11 protein-coding genes are annotated in these 15,478 nt (G+C 72.5%); 5 read left to right on the top strand and 6 right to left on the bottom strand.

The features are described 5' to 3' along the window. The first annotated feature begins 122 nt into the window (after nucleotides 1-122). Nucleotides 123-1,652 carry a S8 family serine peptidase gene (locus EDD40_RS32545; RefSeq protein ID WP_123746323.1) on the top strand — a complete coding sequence of 510 codons (1,530 nt, stop codon included), beginning with the start codon at nucleotides 123-125 and terminating at the stop codon, nucleotides 1,650-1,652. Between the two features lie 37 nt (nucleotides 1,653-1,689). Here the strand turns inward: EDD40_RS32545 and EDD40_RS32540 are convergent, their stop codons facing one another. Beyond that, on the bottom strand, nucleotides 1,690-2,286 hold the full coding sequence (locus EDD40_RS32540; protein ID WP_123746322.1) for a hypothetical protein: 597 nt from the start codon (nucleotides 2,284-2,286) through the stop codon (nucleotides 1,690-1,692). Nucleotides 2,287-2,392: 106 nt separating this feature from the next. Between EDD40_RS32540 and EDD40_RS32535 the strand changes: the two genes are divergently transcribed. Next, nucleotides 2,393-4,684, top strand: a complete 2,292-nt coding sequence (locus EDD40_RS32535) for an ATP-binding protein (protein WP_123746321.1) — start codon at nucleotides 2,393-2,395, stop codon at nucleotides 4,682-4,684. A 149-nt stretch (nucleotides 4,685-4,833) separates the two neighbouring features. Here the strand turns inward: EDD40_RS32535 and EDD40_RS32530 are convergent, their stop codons facing one another. The 3 genes from EDD40_RS32530 to EDD40_RS32520 are packed head-to-tail and all read right to left on the bottom strand — an operon-like array spanning nucleotide 4,834 to nucleotide 6,961. Next, entirely contained in the window at nucleotides 4,834-5,217 is a 384-nt protein-coding gene (locus EDD40_RS32530; RefSeq protein ID WP_123746320.1) for a RidA family protein, read from the bottom strand. 29 nt (nucleotides 5,218-5,246) lie between these two features. Next, complete coding sequence (locus tag EDD40_RS32525) at nucleotides 5,247-5,996, bottom strand: IclR family transcriptional regulator (RefSeq protein ID WP_123746319.1); 750 nt, start codon at nucleotides 5,994-5,996, stop codon at nucleotides 5,247-5,249. Next, nucleotides 5,993-6,961 (bottom strand): sugar kinase, encoded by a 969-nt coding sequence (locus EDD40_RS32520; protein WP_123746318.1) that lies wholly within the window; start codon nucleotides 6,959-6,961, stop codon nucleotides 5,993-5,995. Before EDD40_RS32520 ends, EDD40_RS32525 begins: the two co-directional genes overlap by 4 nt. A gap of 102 nt (nucleotides 6,962-7,063) precedes the next feature. Between EDD40_RS32520 and EDD40_RS32515 the strand changes: the two genes are divergently transcribed. The 3 genes from EDD40_RS32515 to EDD40_RS32505 are packed head-to-tail and all read left to right on the top strand — an operon-like array spanning nucleotide 7,064 to nucleotide 11,311. Further along, nucleotides 7,064-8,317, top strand: a complete 1,254-nt coding sequence (locus EDD40_RS32515; protein WP_246037973.1) for an amino acid deaminase — start codon at nucleotides 7,064-7,066, stop codon at nucleotides 8,315-8,317. 13 nt (nucleotides 8,318-8,330) lie between these two features. Continuing rightward, complete coding sequence (locus EDD40_RS32510; RefSeq protein ID WP_123746316.1) at nucleotides 8,331-9,920, top strand: N-acyl-D-amino-acid deacylase family protein; 1,590 nt, start codon at nucleotides 8,331-8,333, stop codon at nucleotides 9,918-9,920. After that, the gene (locus EDD40_RS32505) at nucleotides 9,917-11,311 is read left to right on the top strand and encodes a GntP family permease (protein ID WP_123746315.1); all 1,395 of its coding nucleotides are present in this window, start codon (nucleotides 9,917-9,919) and stop codon (nucleotides 11,309-11,311) included. The genes EDD40_RS32510 and EDD40_RS32505 overlap by 4 nt, the downstream gene beginning before the upstream one ends. Before the next feature lie 210 nt (nucleotides 11,312-11,521). On the opposite strand, the gene EDD40_RS32500 is transcribed toward EDD40_RS32505, so the two are convergent. Further along, nucleotides 11,522-11,989, bottom strand: coding sequence for an SRPBCC family protein (locus EDD40_RS32500; RefSeq protein WP_123746314.1), 468 nt, complete (start codon nucleotides 11,987-11,989; stop codon nucleotides 11,522-11,524). A gap of 457 nt (nucleotides 11,990-12,446) precedes the next feature. Then, nucleotides 12,447-15,320, bottom strand: a complete 2,874-nt coding sequence (gene uvrA / locus EDD40_RS32495; RefSeq protein WP_123746313.1) for an excinuclease ABC subunit UvrA — start codon at nucleotides 15,318-15,320, stop codon at nucleotides 12,447-12,449. Between the last annotated feature and the right edge of the window lie 158 nt (nucleotides 15,321-15,478).

Genomic DNA, 15,478 nt, shown 5'->3' with positions numbered 1-15,478 from the left:
TCGTGCGCGGGCGCCGAAGGGGTGGCGCACGGGGTCTGGAGGATCGGCGCGCGGGCGTGCCAGGGTCGAAGTGGTTCGCGCGAACTCCTGATCCTCGACCCCTGCACGAGGGAGAACCCGACATGGGAGAGTTCCGCGCGCCCTGGATCCGATGGGCCCGAGCGGTCGGCGTCGGTGCGTCGGCGGTGCTGGTGGCGGCGCTGGCGATGACGCCGGCGCAGGCCGCCGAGCCGCAGATCCGCGACGTCGGCGGCCCGACGGCCGTTCCGGGCAGCTACATCGTGGTGTTGAAGGACGGCGCCGGCGTGGACGTGGCGGCGGCCAAGGTGGGCGCCCGCGTCACCCACCGCTACCGCTCGGCGCTGAACGGTTTCGCCGCGACCATGAGCGAGGGCGCGGCCAAGCGGTTGGCGGCCGACCCGGCGGTGGCCTACGTCGCCCAGGACCAGCGGGTGGAGGCCCTGGCCGACCAGCCGAACCCGCCGTCGTGGGGCCTGGACCGCGTCGACCAGCGCGACCTGCCCCTCAACGCGAACTACGGCTACGCCACCACGGCGGGCAACGTGCACGCCTACATCATCGACACCGGCATCCGCACGACGCACGCGGACTTCGGCGGGCGGGCCAGCTTCGACGCCAACACCACCGGTGACGGCAACAACACGGACTGCAACGGCCACGGCACGCACGTCGCGGGCACGGTCGGCGGCGCGGCGCACGGTGTGGCGAAGGGCGTCCGGCTGCACGGCGTGAAGGTCCTCTCGTGCTCCGGTTCGGGCACGATCGCGGGCGTCGTGGCCGGGGTGGACTGGGTCACGGCGAACGCGCAGAAGCCGGCCGTGGCGAACATGAGCCTCGGCGGCGGCGCGAACGACGCGCTGGACGAGGCCGTGCGCCGGTCCATCGCGTCGGGCGTCACGTACGCAGTGGCGTCCGGCAACTCGAACGCCAACGCGTGCTCGTACTCGCCCGCGCGGGTGGCGGAGGCGATCACGGTGAACGCCGCGGACAGCTCCGACGCGAGGGCCACGTTCTCGAACTGGGGCACGTGCACGGACGTGTTCGCGCCGGGCGTGGGCATCACGTCGACGTGGAGCACGAGCGACACGGCCACGAACACGATCAGCGGCACGTCGATGGCGTCGCCGCACGTCGCGGGGGCCGCCGCGCTGGTGCTGGCGGGCAGCCCGGGCGCGTCGCCGCAGCAGGTGCGGGACGCCCTGGTGTCGGCCGCGACGCCGAACAAGGTGGGCAACCCGGGCACGGGCTCGCCGAACGCGCTGCTGTTCACCGGGTCGGCGCCGCCGCCGCAGCCGGGCGCGGACACGCTGGTCCGGGGCGAGAGCCTGGGAGCCGGGCAGGCCAAGGTGTCGCAGGACGGCCGGTTCACGCTGGTCATGCAGGGTGACGGCAACCTGGTGCTGTACACGGCGGCCGGTCAGGCGCTGTGGCACACGAACACGCACGGCACGGGCGCGGCGTACGTGGTCCTCCAGCTCGACGGCAACCTGGTGATCTACACGGCGGCCGGTCAGCCGGTGTGGCACACGAACACGCACGGCACGGCGGCCGACCGGCTGATCGTGCAGAACGACTCGAACGTGGTGCTCTACGGCCCGACGGGCCAGGTGTTCTGGCACCGCATGGCCTGATCGCAGCGTGACGCCGGGGTCGGTGGCGGCCCCGGCGTCACGGCCGGACGCCGCTGGCCCGCAGTCGTCGGGCGGCGAGCGCCTCGACGACCTCGGGGTCCTGGCGCCGCCAGCCCTCGGCCGGGTCGCCGGGGAACGCCGCCAGGTCGCGCAGCGACAGGGTGGTCAGCGCGTGCAGCGCGAGCAGGTCGAGCCGGCCCTGGTCGCGCAGCCGGCGCGCCACGGCGGCCCGCCGGGCGAACCGCAGCCGCAGCGGCAGCCAGGTGATCAGCACGAACGCCAGCGGGATGGCGATGAGCGCGACGGTGAACCACAGCGCGGTGGACTCGACGGCCTGCACCTGGGCCTGGCCCGCGTCGGTCAGGGTGCCGCCCGCGGACCGGCCGCGTTCCAGCGCGTCGGCCAGCCTGCCGCCGACGAGGGGCACCTCGCGGGCCTTCGCGGCGGCTTCGCCGAAGGTGTCGGACAGGTTGTGCCCGGCGTCGGACAGGCCGTCGCCGGGCGCGCGCAGCGTGCGGACCGCGTCGCCCGCCGCGGTGGCGACCTTCACCCAGGTCAGGGTCCAGGCGAGTGCGAGCAGGTCGGCGAGCACTTGCCACACCAGCCGGGCCGGGCGATCCGCGTACCACTTCATGAGGTGTGGTCTTACCACCTCGGCGTTACCGGGAACCGACGTGACGGTCGTCGCCGCGACCGCGGGTCGGTGTCGCGGCCGGTGGCACTAATGTCGAAGCGTGGGGATGACGTTCGGTGAGCTGCTGCGCGCGCACCGGTTGCGGGTCCGGTTGACGCAGGAGGAGCTGGCGGAGGGTTCCGGGGTCAGCGTGCGGGCGATCAGCGACATGGAGCGCGGTCGCGCGAAGGGGCCCCAGCGGCGGACGGTGGAGGCGCTGGCCGGGGTGCTCTCGTTGGCGGAGCAGGAGATCCGGGAGCTGCTGGACGCGGCCAAGGAAGGCCGGGCGCGGCGCGTGCCGTCGCCGGTCACGCCGTCGGCGTTGCCGCCCGACGTGGCCGACCTGACGGGTCGCGAGGGCGAGCTGGCCGAGCTGGCGGCGGTGGCGGAGCGGACGCGGACCACGTCGCTGGTCGTGGTGCACGGCCCGCCTGGCGCGGGGAAGACCGCGTTGGCGGTGCGGGCGGCGTACCGGTTGGCGTCTCGTTTCGCGGACGGGTGCTTCTTCTTCAACCTGCGCGGGATGGACGTGCGGCCGGTGCACCCGTCGGAGGTCGTGCACCGGATGCTGCTGGCGCTGGGCGTGCCGGAGAAGGAGGTCCCGGCGGGCGAGGCGGAGCGCTCGGACCTGTACCGGGCGCGGTTGCGGGACCGGTCGACGTTGCTGGTGCTGGACAACGCGTCGGACGAGGCGCAGGTGCGGCCGTTGTTGGCGACGGGCTCGGGGTCCTTGGTGCTGGTGACGTCGCGGCTGGTGCTGGGCGGGTTGGAGGCCGGCCGGCGGCTGGGGTTGGACGTGCTGGACCCGGGCGAGTCGTTCGACCTGCTCGGCGCGATCGCGGGGCGGGCCAGGGTGGGCGCGGAGCCGGTGGCGACGGCGCGGGTGGCGAAGTTGTGCGGTCACCTGCCGCTGGCGCTGCGGATCGCCGGCAACCGGCTCGCGAGCCGTCCGAAGTGGACGATCGGGCACCTGGCCGGGCAGCTGGTGGACGAACGGCGGCGGTTGTCCGCGTTGACGGCGGGCGACCTCCAGGTGCGGACGGCGTTCGAGATGTCGTACCGGCAGCTGGGCGCGAAGGCGGCGGTGCTGTTCCGGCGGTTGTCGCTGGCGCCGGGCGCGGACTTCGGGCCGGACCTGGCCGCGGTGCTGGCCGACGTGGACCGGTTCACCGCCGAGGACACGTTGGAGGAGTTGGCGGACATGAGCCTGCTGGACACCGCGGAGGTGCCCGGCCGGTACGTGTTCCACGACCTGATCCGGGTGTTCGCCGGTGAACGGCTGGTCGACGAGGAACCGGCGCCGGTGGTGGCGCAGGCGCGGCGGCGGATGGCGGACTGGCTGCTGGGCACGGCGGTGACGGCGGCCGGGTTCTTCGGCCCGGACGCGCGCACGACGCCGTCGGGGCCGTTGAGCAGCCAGGAGGACGCGGACGCGTGGTTGACCGCGGAGACCGCGAACTGGTTGGGCGCGCTGCGGTGGGCGGGTGCGAACGGGCTGCACGCGGAGGTGGTGCGGCTGGCCACGGCGATGCACTGGTACTCGGACCAGCGTGGGCGGGCCGAGACGTGGGTGGAGGTGTTCACCGCGGGGGTGGCGGCGGCGCGGGCGTTGGGCAGCGTGCGCGACGAGGCCGTGCAGCTGAACTTCCTGACGTGGACGTTGTCGGTGCTGATGCGCCGGTACCCGGAGGCGTTGGCGTTGCACGACGAGGCGTGGCGGGCGGCGGTGGCGGCGGGTGACGTGACGGAGCAGGGCTGGGCCGTGCACTACCGGTCGGTGTCGGAGCTGCGGACGGGCCGGTTGGAGGAGGCGCAGGTCAGCGCGCGGCGGGCGCAGGAGCTGTTCCGGCGGGCCGGGTACCCGTTGGGTGAGCAGATCTCGTTGTCGTGCCTGGCGCTGGTGCTCGACGGGTTGGCGCGGCACGAGGACGCGGTGCAGGTGCACCGGGAGCTGCTGGCGAACGTGCGGTCGGGGAGGCCGGCGCTGGCGCCGGTGATGGCGAGCGAGATGTCGGCGACGCTGCTGGTGCGCACGGCGGACAGCCTGGGCCGGTTGGCGCGGTGGCCGGAGGTGCTGGCGGCGGCGGACGAGGCGTTGGAGCTGCTGCGGGCGGCGACCGCGCCGCCGAGCCTGTGCGACGCCCACTACCTGCGCGGGTTGGCGTTGCACCGGCTCGGCGATCCGGGAGGTGCGCTGGTCGAGCTGACGCGGGCGGCGGCGTTGGCCGCCGAGCACCGGCACCACCGGCTGGCGGTGGTGCTCGGTGTGCTGGCCGAGGTCCACGAGGCCCTGGGCGACCCGGTCGGGGCTGGGGTGTCCCGCGACCGGGCCGCGGCCGTGGAGTCAGCCGATCGGTGATGCGTTCCTAGCCATCGCCGGGTCCTTCCATGACGTGCTCTCGGGGGTGTCACCAGTCAATCGCCCGCGCGCGCCCGACACCACGCAGAACAACCGGCAGAAGTACGCGCGTCGCCCGTTCGTGGTCCTGCCGGTCGGGTGTGCGGCGGTCAGTCGACGACGGCGAGGGCGTCGATCTCGACCAGCAGCTTGTCGGGCAGGCCGACGTAGACGGTGGTGCGGGCGGGGAACGGCTGGTCGGTGACGAACTCGCCGTAGGCGGCGTTCATCTCGGCGAAGTGGGCGGTGTCGGTGAGGTAGACGCGGAGCATCACCACGTCGGTGAGGGTGGCGCCGCCGGCCGCCAGCACGGCGATCACGTTGCGCATCGCCTGCCGGGTCTGCTCGGCCACGGTGTCGCCGACGACGGCGCCGGTCGCCGGGTCGAACGCGACCTGGCCCGCCACCTGGAGCACGGGGCCCTTGCGGACGCCCTGGGAGAACGCGGCCACGGGGGTGGGCGCGTCGGCGGTCCTGATCTCGGTCTTCGCCATGGGTTGTGCGTTTCCTCTCTGGTGGTTCCTCAGTCGCGCGGCGACCAGCCGCACTCGACGGAGGCGGCTCGCGCGGTGGCGAGCAGGTCGGGCAGGTGGCCGAGCAGGCCGTCGTAGTCCAGCAGCACCTTGGGCACGGACATCGACACGGCCGCGACGACCTCGCCGCGGGCGCCGCGGACGGGCGCGGCGACGCAGTGGATGAAGTCCTCGTGCTCGGCGTTGTCGACCGCGTAGCCGGCGGCGCGGACGCGGTCGAGCTCGGCCAGGTAGGCGTCGGGGGTGGTGATGGTGTTCGCGGTCAGCGGCACGTAGTCGATGGACCGGGCGACCTCGCGGCGGCGCGGCTCGGGCAGGTCCGACAGCAGCACCTTGGCCACGGCGGTGCAGTGCAGCGGGGCCCGTCTGCCGATGCGCGAGTACATCCGCATCGGGTGGGTGCTGTCGTACTTGTCGATGTAGATGACCTCGCCGTCCTCGTAGGAGGCGAGGTGGACGGTGTAGCCGGTGCGGGCGTTGAGGTCGCGCAGGGCGTTCTCGGCGCTGCGCCGCACGTCCCGCTCCTCCAGCGCCCGGTTGGCCAGGTCGAACAGGGCGGTGCCGAGCCGGTAGTGGTGCACGCCCTCGCGCTGCACGAACCGGTGCGACTCCAGCGTGCGCAGCAGCCTCATGGCGGTCGACTTGTGCACGTCGATGACGCCCGACAGCTCGTCCAGCGTCTTGGGCCCGGTGGCCAGTTCCCCCACCAGGGTCAGCGCCCGGTCCAGGCTTTGGCTCATCGACGTCTCCTCAGGTGTGCGGCGGCCCACGTGCGGGAATCGGCGTCCAGCAGTGGCACGGTCACCGCGGGCGGCAGCGACTCGCCGACATCCTCCCTGGTGAGCAGCGCGGAGGCGGCCAGGAGGTGCCCGACGCGCAGTCGCCGGGCCGGTGGCTCGCCGGCGAGGTGCGCGGCGAGGTAGCCGGCGGCGAACGCGTCGCCCGCGCCGACGGGTTCCACGACGTCCACGCGCAGGCCGGGCTGGAACGTCGACGTGCCGCCTTCGAGCACGGTCGCGCCCTGTGCGCCGTGCTTGACCACGAGCGTCGTCGGGCCGGGCAGCAGCGCCCGCAGCTCGGCCGGGTCGCCGACGCCCCACACGGCGTGCGCCTCGTCGGAGCCGGCGAGCACGACGTCCGCCGCGTCGGCGAGCTCCCGCAGCACGGACGGGTCGCGGTCGTGCCACAGCGCGGGCCGCCAGTTCAGGTCGAACGACACGGGCGTGGCGCGCGGTCGGCGCAGGACGGCCCGCAGCAGGTCCAGGCAGCTGTCCGAGAGCGCCGCGGTGATGCCGCTGACGTGCACCAGGGCCACGTCGTCCCAGGCCATCCGGTCCAGCGCGTCCGGTCCCATCGCGGACGCCGCCGAGCCGCGCCGGTAGTACCGCACGGGGCTGCCCGCGGCGTCGGCTTCCTTGACGTAGAGGCCGGTCGGCCGGTCCGGGTCGACGCGCACGCCGGTGACGTCCACGCCCGCGCCGCTCACCGCGTCGAGGACCGCGCCGCCGAACGCGTCGTCGCCCACCGCGCCCACCCAGCGGCTGCGCACGCCGAGGCGGGCCAGGTGGATGGCCACGTTGGACTCGGCGCCGCCGATCGCCCGGGTCCAGGTGCGCGCCGCGCGCGCCGGGCCGGGTTCGGCGGGCACCAGCACCGCCATGGTCTCGCCCAGGCACACCACGCCGCCCGGCAGGTCGAACCGCATCCGAACTCCTTGATTGACGGCGGCGGTGACCGAATGTTACACACTCCAACATCACATCGCGCAATAGCCGTTGCATTATACGCAACGTTAGGAGCGGGAGACGTGGATCTCGACGCTGTGGCCGCCCTCCGCGACGAGCGGGTCGACTGGCGGTTCAAGGGCCTGCCCGCCGACGCGTTCGGCGCCACGATCGGCGACGTGGCGGCCCGCCGGCTCGACCTGTTCACCGACGGCTTCGTCGGCCCCCTGGTCGTGCTGGACGCCGCCGCGCTGGAGCACAACCTCGCCACCATGGCCCGCTGGTGCGCCGACCACGGCGTGCTGCTGGCCCCGCACGGCAAGACGACCATGGCCCCGCAGCTGTTCGCCCGCCAGTTGGCGCACGGCGCGTGGGGCATCACCGCCGCCAACACCAGCCAGCTGCGGGTCTACCGGGCGTTCGGGGTGCGGCGGGTGCTGCTCGCCAACCAGCTCGTGGACCCCGCCGGGCTGCGCTGGCTGGCCGCCGAACTGGCCGCCGACGACACGTTCGAGTTCACCTGTTGGGTCGACTCCGTCGCCGGGGTGGCGCGGATGACCGAGGCGCTGGGCGCGGTCGCGCGGCCGGTCGACGTGCTGGTCGAGCTCGGGGCGCGCGGCGGGCGGACCGGCGCGCGCGACCAGGCCACCGCGTCGGAGGTGGCGCGGGCCGCCGCCGCCAGCCCGTCGCTGCGCCTGGTCGGCGTCGGCGGCTACGAGGGCGCGCTGGCGCACGACGCGTCACCCGAGGCGCGCTCCGTCGTGGACGGCTACCTGACCTCGTTGCGGGACCTGGCGATCGCGCTGCGGGACCTGTTCGACGTGGACGAGCCGATCGTCACCGCCGGCGGCAGCGCCTACTTCGACCAGGTGGCGGCGAAGCTCACCGAACCGTGGCCGTTCCCGGTGCGGCCGGTGCTGCGCAGCGGCGCGTACATCACCCACGACGACGGGTTCTACCGCGGCATCTCGCCCCTGGGCCGCACGCCCGGCGCGCAACCGTTCCGCAGCGCGCTGCGCGCGTGGGCGCAGGTCACCTCACGGCCGCAGCCGGACCTGGCGCTGCTGACGCTGGGCAAGCGGGACGCGTCGTTCGACGAGGGCCTGCCCGAGCCGCAGGTCGTGCGCGGCCGCGACGGCGTCGAGCGCCCGTTCTCCGCCGAGGTCACCGCGCTCAACGACCAGCACGCGTTCGTCCGGCTGTCCGGTGACGACGTCGAGGTCGGCGACTGGGTCGGCCTCGGCCTGTCCCACCCCTGCACGGTGTTCGACAAGTGGCCGCTGATCCCCGTGGTCGACGGCACCACCGTCGTCGACCTGGTCCGCACCTACTTCTAGGAGGCACGACGGCGTGGACATCGTCTTCAGGGGCGCACGGGTCGTGGACGGCACCGGCGCGCCCTCCTACCGGGCGGACGTGGGCGTGCGCGACGGGCGGGTGGCCGCGATCGGCGACCGGCTCGACGGGCGGCGGGTGATCGACGCCGACGGCCGGGTCCTCGCGCCCGGCTTCATCGACATGCACTCCCACTCCGACCTGCGGGTGCTGGCCGAGCCGGACCACCTGGCGAAGGTGTCCCAGGGTGTGACCACCGAGGTCCTGGGCCAGGACGGGCTGTCCTACGCGCCCGTGGACGACGACGTGCTGGCCGTGCTGCGCGCCCAGCTGGCCGGGTGGAACGACGACCCGCCCGGCTTCGACTGGGACTGGCGGTCGGTCGGCGAGTACCTGGACCGCCTCGACCGGGGCATCGCGGTCAACGCCGCCTACCTCGTGCCGCAGGGCACGCTGCGGATGCTGTGCGTCGGCTACGACGACCGGCCCGCCACCGACGCCGAGCTCGACCGGATGCGGGAACTGCTGGCGCGGTCGATGCGCGAGGGCGCGCTGGGCATGTCGTCCGGCCTGACCTACACCCCCGGCATGTACGCCGACACCGCCGAGCTGACCGAGCTGTGCCGGGTCGTCGGCGAGCACGGCGGCTTCTACAGCCCGCACCACCGCAGCTACGGCGCGGGCGCGCTGGAGGCGTACGCCGAGATGGTGCGCGTGTCCCGGGACGCCGACTGCCCGCTGCACCTCGCGCACGCCACGATGAACTTCGAGGTCAACCGGGGTCGTGCGGGCGAGCTGCTCGACCTGCTCGACCGGGCCATCGCGGACGGCGCCGACATCACCCTCGACACCTACCCCTACCTGCCCGGCGCGACGTACCTGTCGGCGTTGCTGCCGAGCTGGGCGGGCGAGGGCGGCCCGGAGGCGACCCTGGCCAGGCTGTCCGACGCGGGCACGCGCGAGCGGATCCGGGTCGAGGTCGAGGAGACCGGCTCCGACGGCTGCCACGGCGTGCCGGTCGACTGGTCCACCATCGAGGTCAACGGCGTGCGCGAGGCCCGCAACGCGCACCTGGTCGGGTTGTCGATCGCCGAGTCCGCGCGGCGTGCCGGGCGTCCGCCGGCCGAGCTGTACTTCGACGTCCTGCGGTCCGAGCGGCTGGGCACCTCGTGCCTGATGCACGTCGGCCACGAGGACAACGTCCGCGCGATCATGCGGCACCCGGCGCACACCGGCGGCAGCGACGGCCTGCTCGTCGGCGACCGGCCGCACCCGCGCGCGTGGGGCACGTTCCCCCGCTACCTCGCCCGGTACGTGCGCGAACTGGGCGTGCTGGGGCTGGAGGAGTGCGTGGCCCACCTGACCGGGCGGGCCGCGCGGCGGCTCCGGCTGGCCGACCGGGGGCTCGTCCGCGAGGGCTACGCCGCCGACCTCGTGCTGTTCGACCCCGACGCGGTCGCCGACACCGCGACGTTCGACGAACCCCGGCAGGCCGCCGCGGGCATCAGCCACGTCGTCGTCAACGGGGTGCCCGTGCTCGACGAGGGCGGGCGGACCGACGCCCTGCCCGGCCGTTCCCTGCGAAACCACCGGAGCCGCGCGTGATCGACTGGTTGCAGCACACCACCGGAGGGCTGCTGACGCTGTCCGCGCTCAGCATCGCCCTCCTGCTCGCGATGATCATCAGGTGGAAGGTCGAGCCGTTCATCGCGCTGCTCATCGTCGGCCTGCTCGTCGCGCTCGCCGCGGGCCTGCCCGTGGAGACGCTGGTCGGTTCGGCGCAGAAAGCGTCGGAGTCGTTGGTGGAGAAGGGCTTCGGCGGCATCCTCGGGCACGTCGCCGCGATCATCGGCCTCGGCACGCTGCTCGGCTCCATCCTGGAGGCGTCCGGCGGCGCGGAGGTGCTGACCCGGTCGCTGCTGCGGGCGTTCGGCGAGAACCGCGCCCCGCTGGCCATGGGCCTCGCCGGGTTGATCTTCGGCGTGCCGGTGTTCTTCGACATCGGCATCTTCGTGCTCGCTCCCCTGGTCTACGTGGCGGCGAAGCGCAGCGGCCGGTCGATCGTGCTCTACGCGATGCCGCTGCTGGCGGGACTGTCGGTGATGCACGCGTTCATGCCGCCGCACCCCGGGCCCGTCGCGGCGGCCGGGCTGCTCGGCGTCGAACTCGGCTGGATCATCATCATGGCGCTCGCCGTGGCGCTGCCCGCGTGGTTCATCGGCGGCGTGCTGTTCTCCGCGTGGATGGGCAAGCGGCTGCACGTGCCCGTGCCGGAGGAGATGCTGGCCGCCGCGGCGAAGACGCGGGACGACCAGACCGAGGGCGAGCCGCCGCTGTCGCTGGTGCTGGGCATCATCGCGGTGCCGCTGGTGCTGATCCTGGCGGGCACGTTCGGCAGCATCCTGCTGCCCAAGGGCTCCACCGTGCTCGGCGTGTTCACGTTCTTCGGCACGCCCGCGGTGGCGTTGACGATCGCCGTGCTGCTCGCGTTCTGGCTGCTGGGTTCCCGGCGCGGGATGACGCGGGCCCAGGTGACCGAGCTGTCCGCCGCGTCGCTGCGGCCGGTGGCGATGATCCTGCTCGTGGTCGGCGCCGGCGGGTTCTTCGGCGCGGTCCTGTCCGCGACCGGGGTCGGCAAGGTGCTCGCCACGTCGCTGGCCGACATCGGGCTGCCGGTGATCGCGCTGTCGTACGTGATCAGCTGCGGGATGCGCATCGCGCAGGGCTCGGCCACCGTCGCGATCGTGACCACGACCGGGATCGTCGCGCCCGTGGTGGCGGACCTGGACTACTCGCAGCCGCAGTTGGCGCTGCTGGTCATGTCGATCGCGGCGGGCTCGATCATCGCCTCGCACGTCAACGACGGCGGGTTCTGGATCGTGTCCCGCTACTTCGGCCTGTCGGTGAAGGAAACCCTCCAGACGTGGACCGTGCTGGAGACCATCCTGTCCGTGGTCGGCTTCGTCGTCGCCGCACTGCTCAGCTTGGTCGTGTAGCTCGGCGGCGGTGGGCAGACGCCAGGTGGCCCCTGCCCACCGCCGCCAGGTCTTCTGGTGATCGGTCTCCGGCTTTCAGCCTCCCGACGTTCAGCCACCGGTCTTCCGGCTCGATGTCCAGCGCTCGGCGTCCAGCGCTCGGCGCTCGGCGTCCAGCCGACGGCCTGCACACCGTCCGGCCGCGAGCCAACCGCTTCACCGGAAACCTCGCTACCCCTCCCCCAACGCCGCGTGGAACCCGGCCAGGTACGTGCGCAACCCCCGCTGGCCGCTGCGCATCATCAGCTCGTGGTTGGCCAGCAGCAACGGCCGGGCGACGACCGAAAGGCGCCGCAGCAACCGTTTGCGCACCACGACCTCCTGCTCGTAGACCAACCGCGACCCGGCACCCTCGGCGAAGATCCGCCAACTCGCCGTCCCGTCGAGATCCCCGACCAGGTCCGCGCGCAACAACCCCACCCCCGGCTCCCGCGCGTTGTGGCGCGCCTGGAACACCAGGTCGTACGGCAGCACCGAACGGCACCGGAGCTCGGCCACCTCGTCGGCGACCCGATGGGCCGCACGCACCTGCGGCCACCAGCTCGGATAGCTGCCCAGATCGGCCAACACCTCAAACGCCCGCTCGGGTGTGCTCTCCACCGACCAGACGCTGCGGAAGCGGTACGAGTTCAGCGGCATGCAGCCATAGTCACGCACACCGGCCGCCGCAGTCACCTGCGCGAGCCGATCACCTGCCCGAGCCGCCCGCCGCGGTCACCTGCGCACCAACCGCGGGCCTGCCCAGGTCACGTCCGCGAGCCAGGTCCGTCCACGAGCCAGGTGCGCACACGAGCCAGGTGCGCACACGAGTTGCGCACGTGGCCGTCCCACCTACCCCAGCACACGCGCGCAACGTGTGCGCCCGGCGCTGGGCCGAGTACGCGCGAGCCGCGGGGCGTCCGAGTCGCGGAGGGCGGTCCAGGTGGACGGCGGCCCGAGTGGTGAGGCCTGAGTGGACGGCGGCTCGAGTGGTGAGGGGATCGAGGGATGTCGGCATGATGATGTGCCTGGCCGCCGCGCCTCCCTTTATTCCGGCAACGTATTCCGTGTTTCCATTCATACCCGCTGGCCCGTAACGCTTTCGGGTGATCTTGGTTCAGCTCACGGCGGCTTCGGCGGGGAGGGCTTCGCGGAGGAATTGGCCCGTGTAGCTGTCGGTCACGTCGGCGACCTGTTCCGGGGTGCCCTCAGCCACCACCATGCCGCCGCCGGACCCGCCTTCCGGGCCCATGTCGACCAGCCAGTCCGACGTCTTGATCACGTCGAGGTTGTGCTCGATCACGATCACCGTGTTGCCCTTGTCGACCAAGCCGTTGATCACGCCGAGCAGTTTGCGGATGTCCTCGAAGTGCAGGCCCGTGGTGGGTTCGTCGAGGATGTAGACGGTCTTGCCGGTGGACCGCTTCTGCAGCTCCGCCGCGAGCTTCACCCGCTGCGCCTCACCGCCGGACAGGGTGGGCGCGGGCTGGCCCAGCCGCACGTACCCGAGACCGACGTCGACCAACGTGCGCAGGTGCCGGTGGATGGCGTTGATCGGCTCGAAGAACGTCGCCGCCTCCTCGATCGGCATGTCGAGGACCTCGGAGATCGTCTTGCCCTTGTAGTGCACTTCCAGGGTCTCGCGGTTGTACCGGGCGCCCTTGCACACCTCGCACGGCACGTAGACGTCCGGCAGGAAGTTCATCTCGATCTTGATCGTGCCGTCGCCCGCGCACGCCTCGCAGCGCCCGCCCTTGACGTTGAACGAGAACCGGCCCGGCTGGTAGCCGCGCACCTTCGCCTCGGTGGTGGCCGCGAACAGCTTGCGGATGTGGTCGAACACGCCGGTGTAGGTGGCCGGGTTGGACCGCGGGGTGCGGCCGATCGGCGACTGGTCGACCTGCACGAGCTTGTCGACCTGGTCCAGTCCGCGCACGCGCGTGTGCCTGCCCGGGACCTGCCGCGCGCCGTTGAGCTTGTTCGCCAGCACGGTCGCGAGGATGTCGTTGACGAGGGTGGACTTGCCGGAGCCGGACACGCCGGTGACCGAGACGAGGCAGCCGAGCGGGAACGACACGTCGATGCCGCGCAGGTTGTGCTCGCGCGCGCCGACCACGGTGAGCTGCCGCTTCTTGTCGACCTTGCGGCGGGCGGCGGGCATGGGGATCTCCTTGCGCCCCGCCAGGTACGCGCCGGTGATCGACTCCTTGTTCTTCAGCAGCTCCTTGTAGGTGCCGCTGTGCACGACCTTGCCGCCGTGCTCGCCCGCGCCGGGGCCGATGTCGACCACCCAGTCGGAGGTGCGGATGGTGTCCTCGTCGTGCTCGACCACGATGAGCGTGTTGCCCAGGTCGCGCAGCCGGATCAGGGTTTCGATCAGCTTGTGGTTGTCACGCTGGTGCAACCCGATCGAGGGTTCGTCCAGCACGTAGAGCACGCCGACGAGCCCGGAGCCGATCTGCGTTGCCAACCTGATCCGCTGAGCTTCTCCACCCGAAAGTGTGCCGGACGCGCGGTCCAGTGACAGGTAGTTGAGGCCGACGTCGAGCAGGAAGTGCAGCCGGGCCTGGATCTCCTTGAGCACCGCGCCCGCGATCATCGACTCGCGCTTGCCGAGCTTGAGCCCGTCGAGGAAGTCGGAGCACTCCGACACCGACATGGCGCACACCTCGGCGATGGACTTGTCGCCCTTGCGCCCGTGGTGCAGCGTGACGGCCAGGATCTCCGGCTTGAGGCGCGTGCCCTGGCACGTGGGGCACGGCACCTCCCGCATGTAGCCCTCGTACTTCTCCCGCATGTACTCGGACTCAGTCTGCTCCTGCCGCCGTTCCAGGAACGGGATCACGCCCTCGTAGTTGGCGTAGTAGGAGCGTTCGCGGCCGTAGCGGTTCTTGTAGCGGACGTTGACCTGCTCGTCCACGCCGTGCAGCACGGCCTTCTGCGCCCTGGCGGGCAGCTGCCGCCACGGCGTGTCCATCCGGAACCCGATGGCGAGGCCGAGGGACTCCAGCAGCCGGGTGAAGTACTCGGCGGTCTGGCCGGACGCCCACGGCGCGATCGCGCCCTCGCCCAGCGACAGCTCGTCGTCGGGGACGACCAGCTCCGGGTCGACCTCCTTGCGCACGCCGATGCCGGTGCAGGCGGGGCAGGCGCCGTAGGGCGAGTTGAACGAGAACGACCGCGGTTCCAGGTCCTCGATGGCCAGCGGGTGGCCGTTCGGGCAGGCCAGGTGCTCGGAGAAGCCGCGGACGCGGCCCGGGTCGCCCTCGGGCACGTCCACGAACTCCAGCTCGACCAGGCCGTCGGCCAGGCGCAGCGCCGTCTCCACCGAGTCGGTCAGCCGCTGCTTGGAGCTCGCCTTGACGCTGAGCCGGTCGATCACGACCGCGATGTCGTGCTTCTCCTGCTTCTTCAGCTTCGGCACCTCGCCGAGGGCGTGCACCACGCCGTCGACCTTGGCGCGCGAGTAGCCCTGGGACTGGAGCGTGGAGAACAGGTCGAGGTACTCGCCCTTGCGGCCGCGGATGACCGGGGCGAGCACCTGGAACTTGGTGCCCGACTCCATGGCCAGCACCTGGTCCACGATCTGCTGGGGCGTCTGCTTGCTGATCGCCTCGCCGCAGGTGGGGCAGTGCGCCTTGCCGGCGCGGGCGTAGAGCAGCCGCAGGTAGTCGTAGACCTCGGTGATGGTGCCCACGGTCGACCGCGGGTTGCGGCTGGTCGACTTCTGGTCGATCGACACCGCGGGCGACAGGCCCTCGATGAAGTCGACGTCGGGCTTGTCCATCTGGCCGAGGAACTGCCGCGCGTAGGCCGAGAGCGACTCGACGTAGCGGCGCTGGCCCTCGGCGAAGATCGTGTCGAAGGCGAGGCTGGACTTGCCCGAGCCGGACAGCCCGGTGAACACGATGAGGCTGTCCCTCGGCAGGTCGAGGTCCACCCCTCGCAGGTTGTGCTCGCGCGCCCCGCGAACGACAAGCCGGTCGGCCACAACGGTTCCCTTCGGTTCTTGACCTTTCCCCGAACAGACGTTCGAAAAGCGTATCGGACCACTGCTTCGGCCCTGTCGGGGAGGGCGTCCACCATGCTAGGACCGGGTACCGACAATTCGTGACGGGCACACTCCCCCGATCGTGCGCCAACGGCTCT

This window comes from Saccharothrix texasensis (assembly GCF_003752005.1).
Taxonomy (GTDB): Bacteria; Actinomycetota; Actinomycetes; order Mycobacteriales; family Pseudonocardiaceae; genus Actinosynnema; species Actinosynnema texasense.
This window is presented reverse-complemented; position numbering and strand designations above follow the sequence as displayed.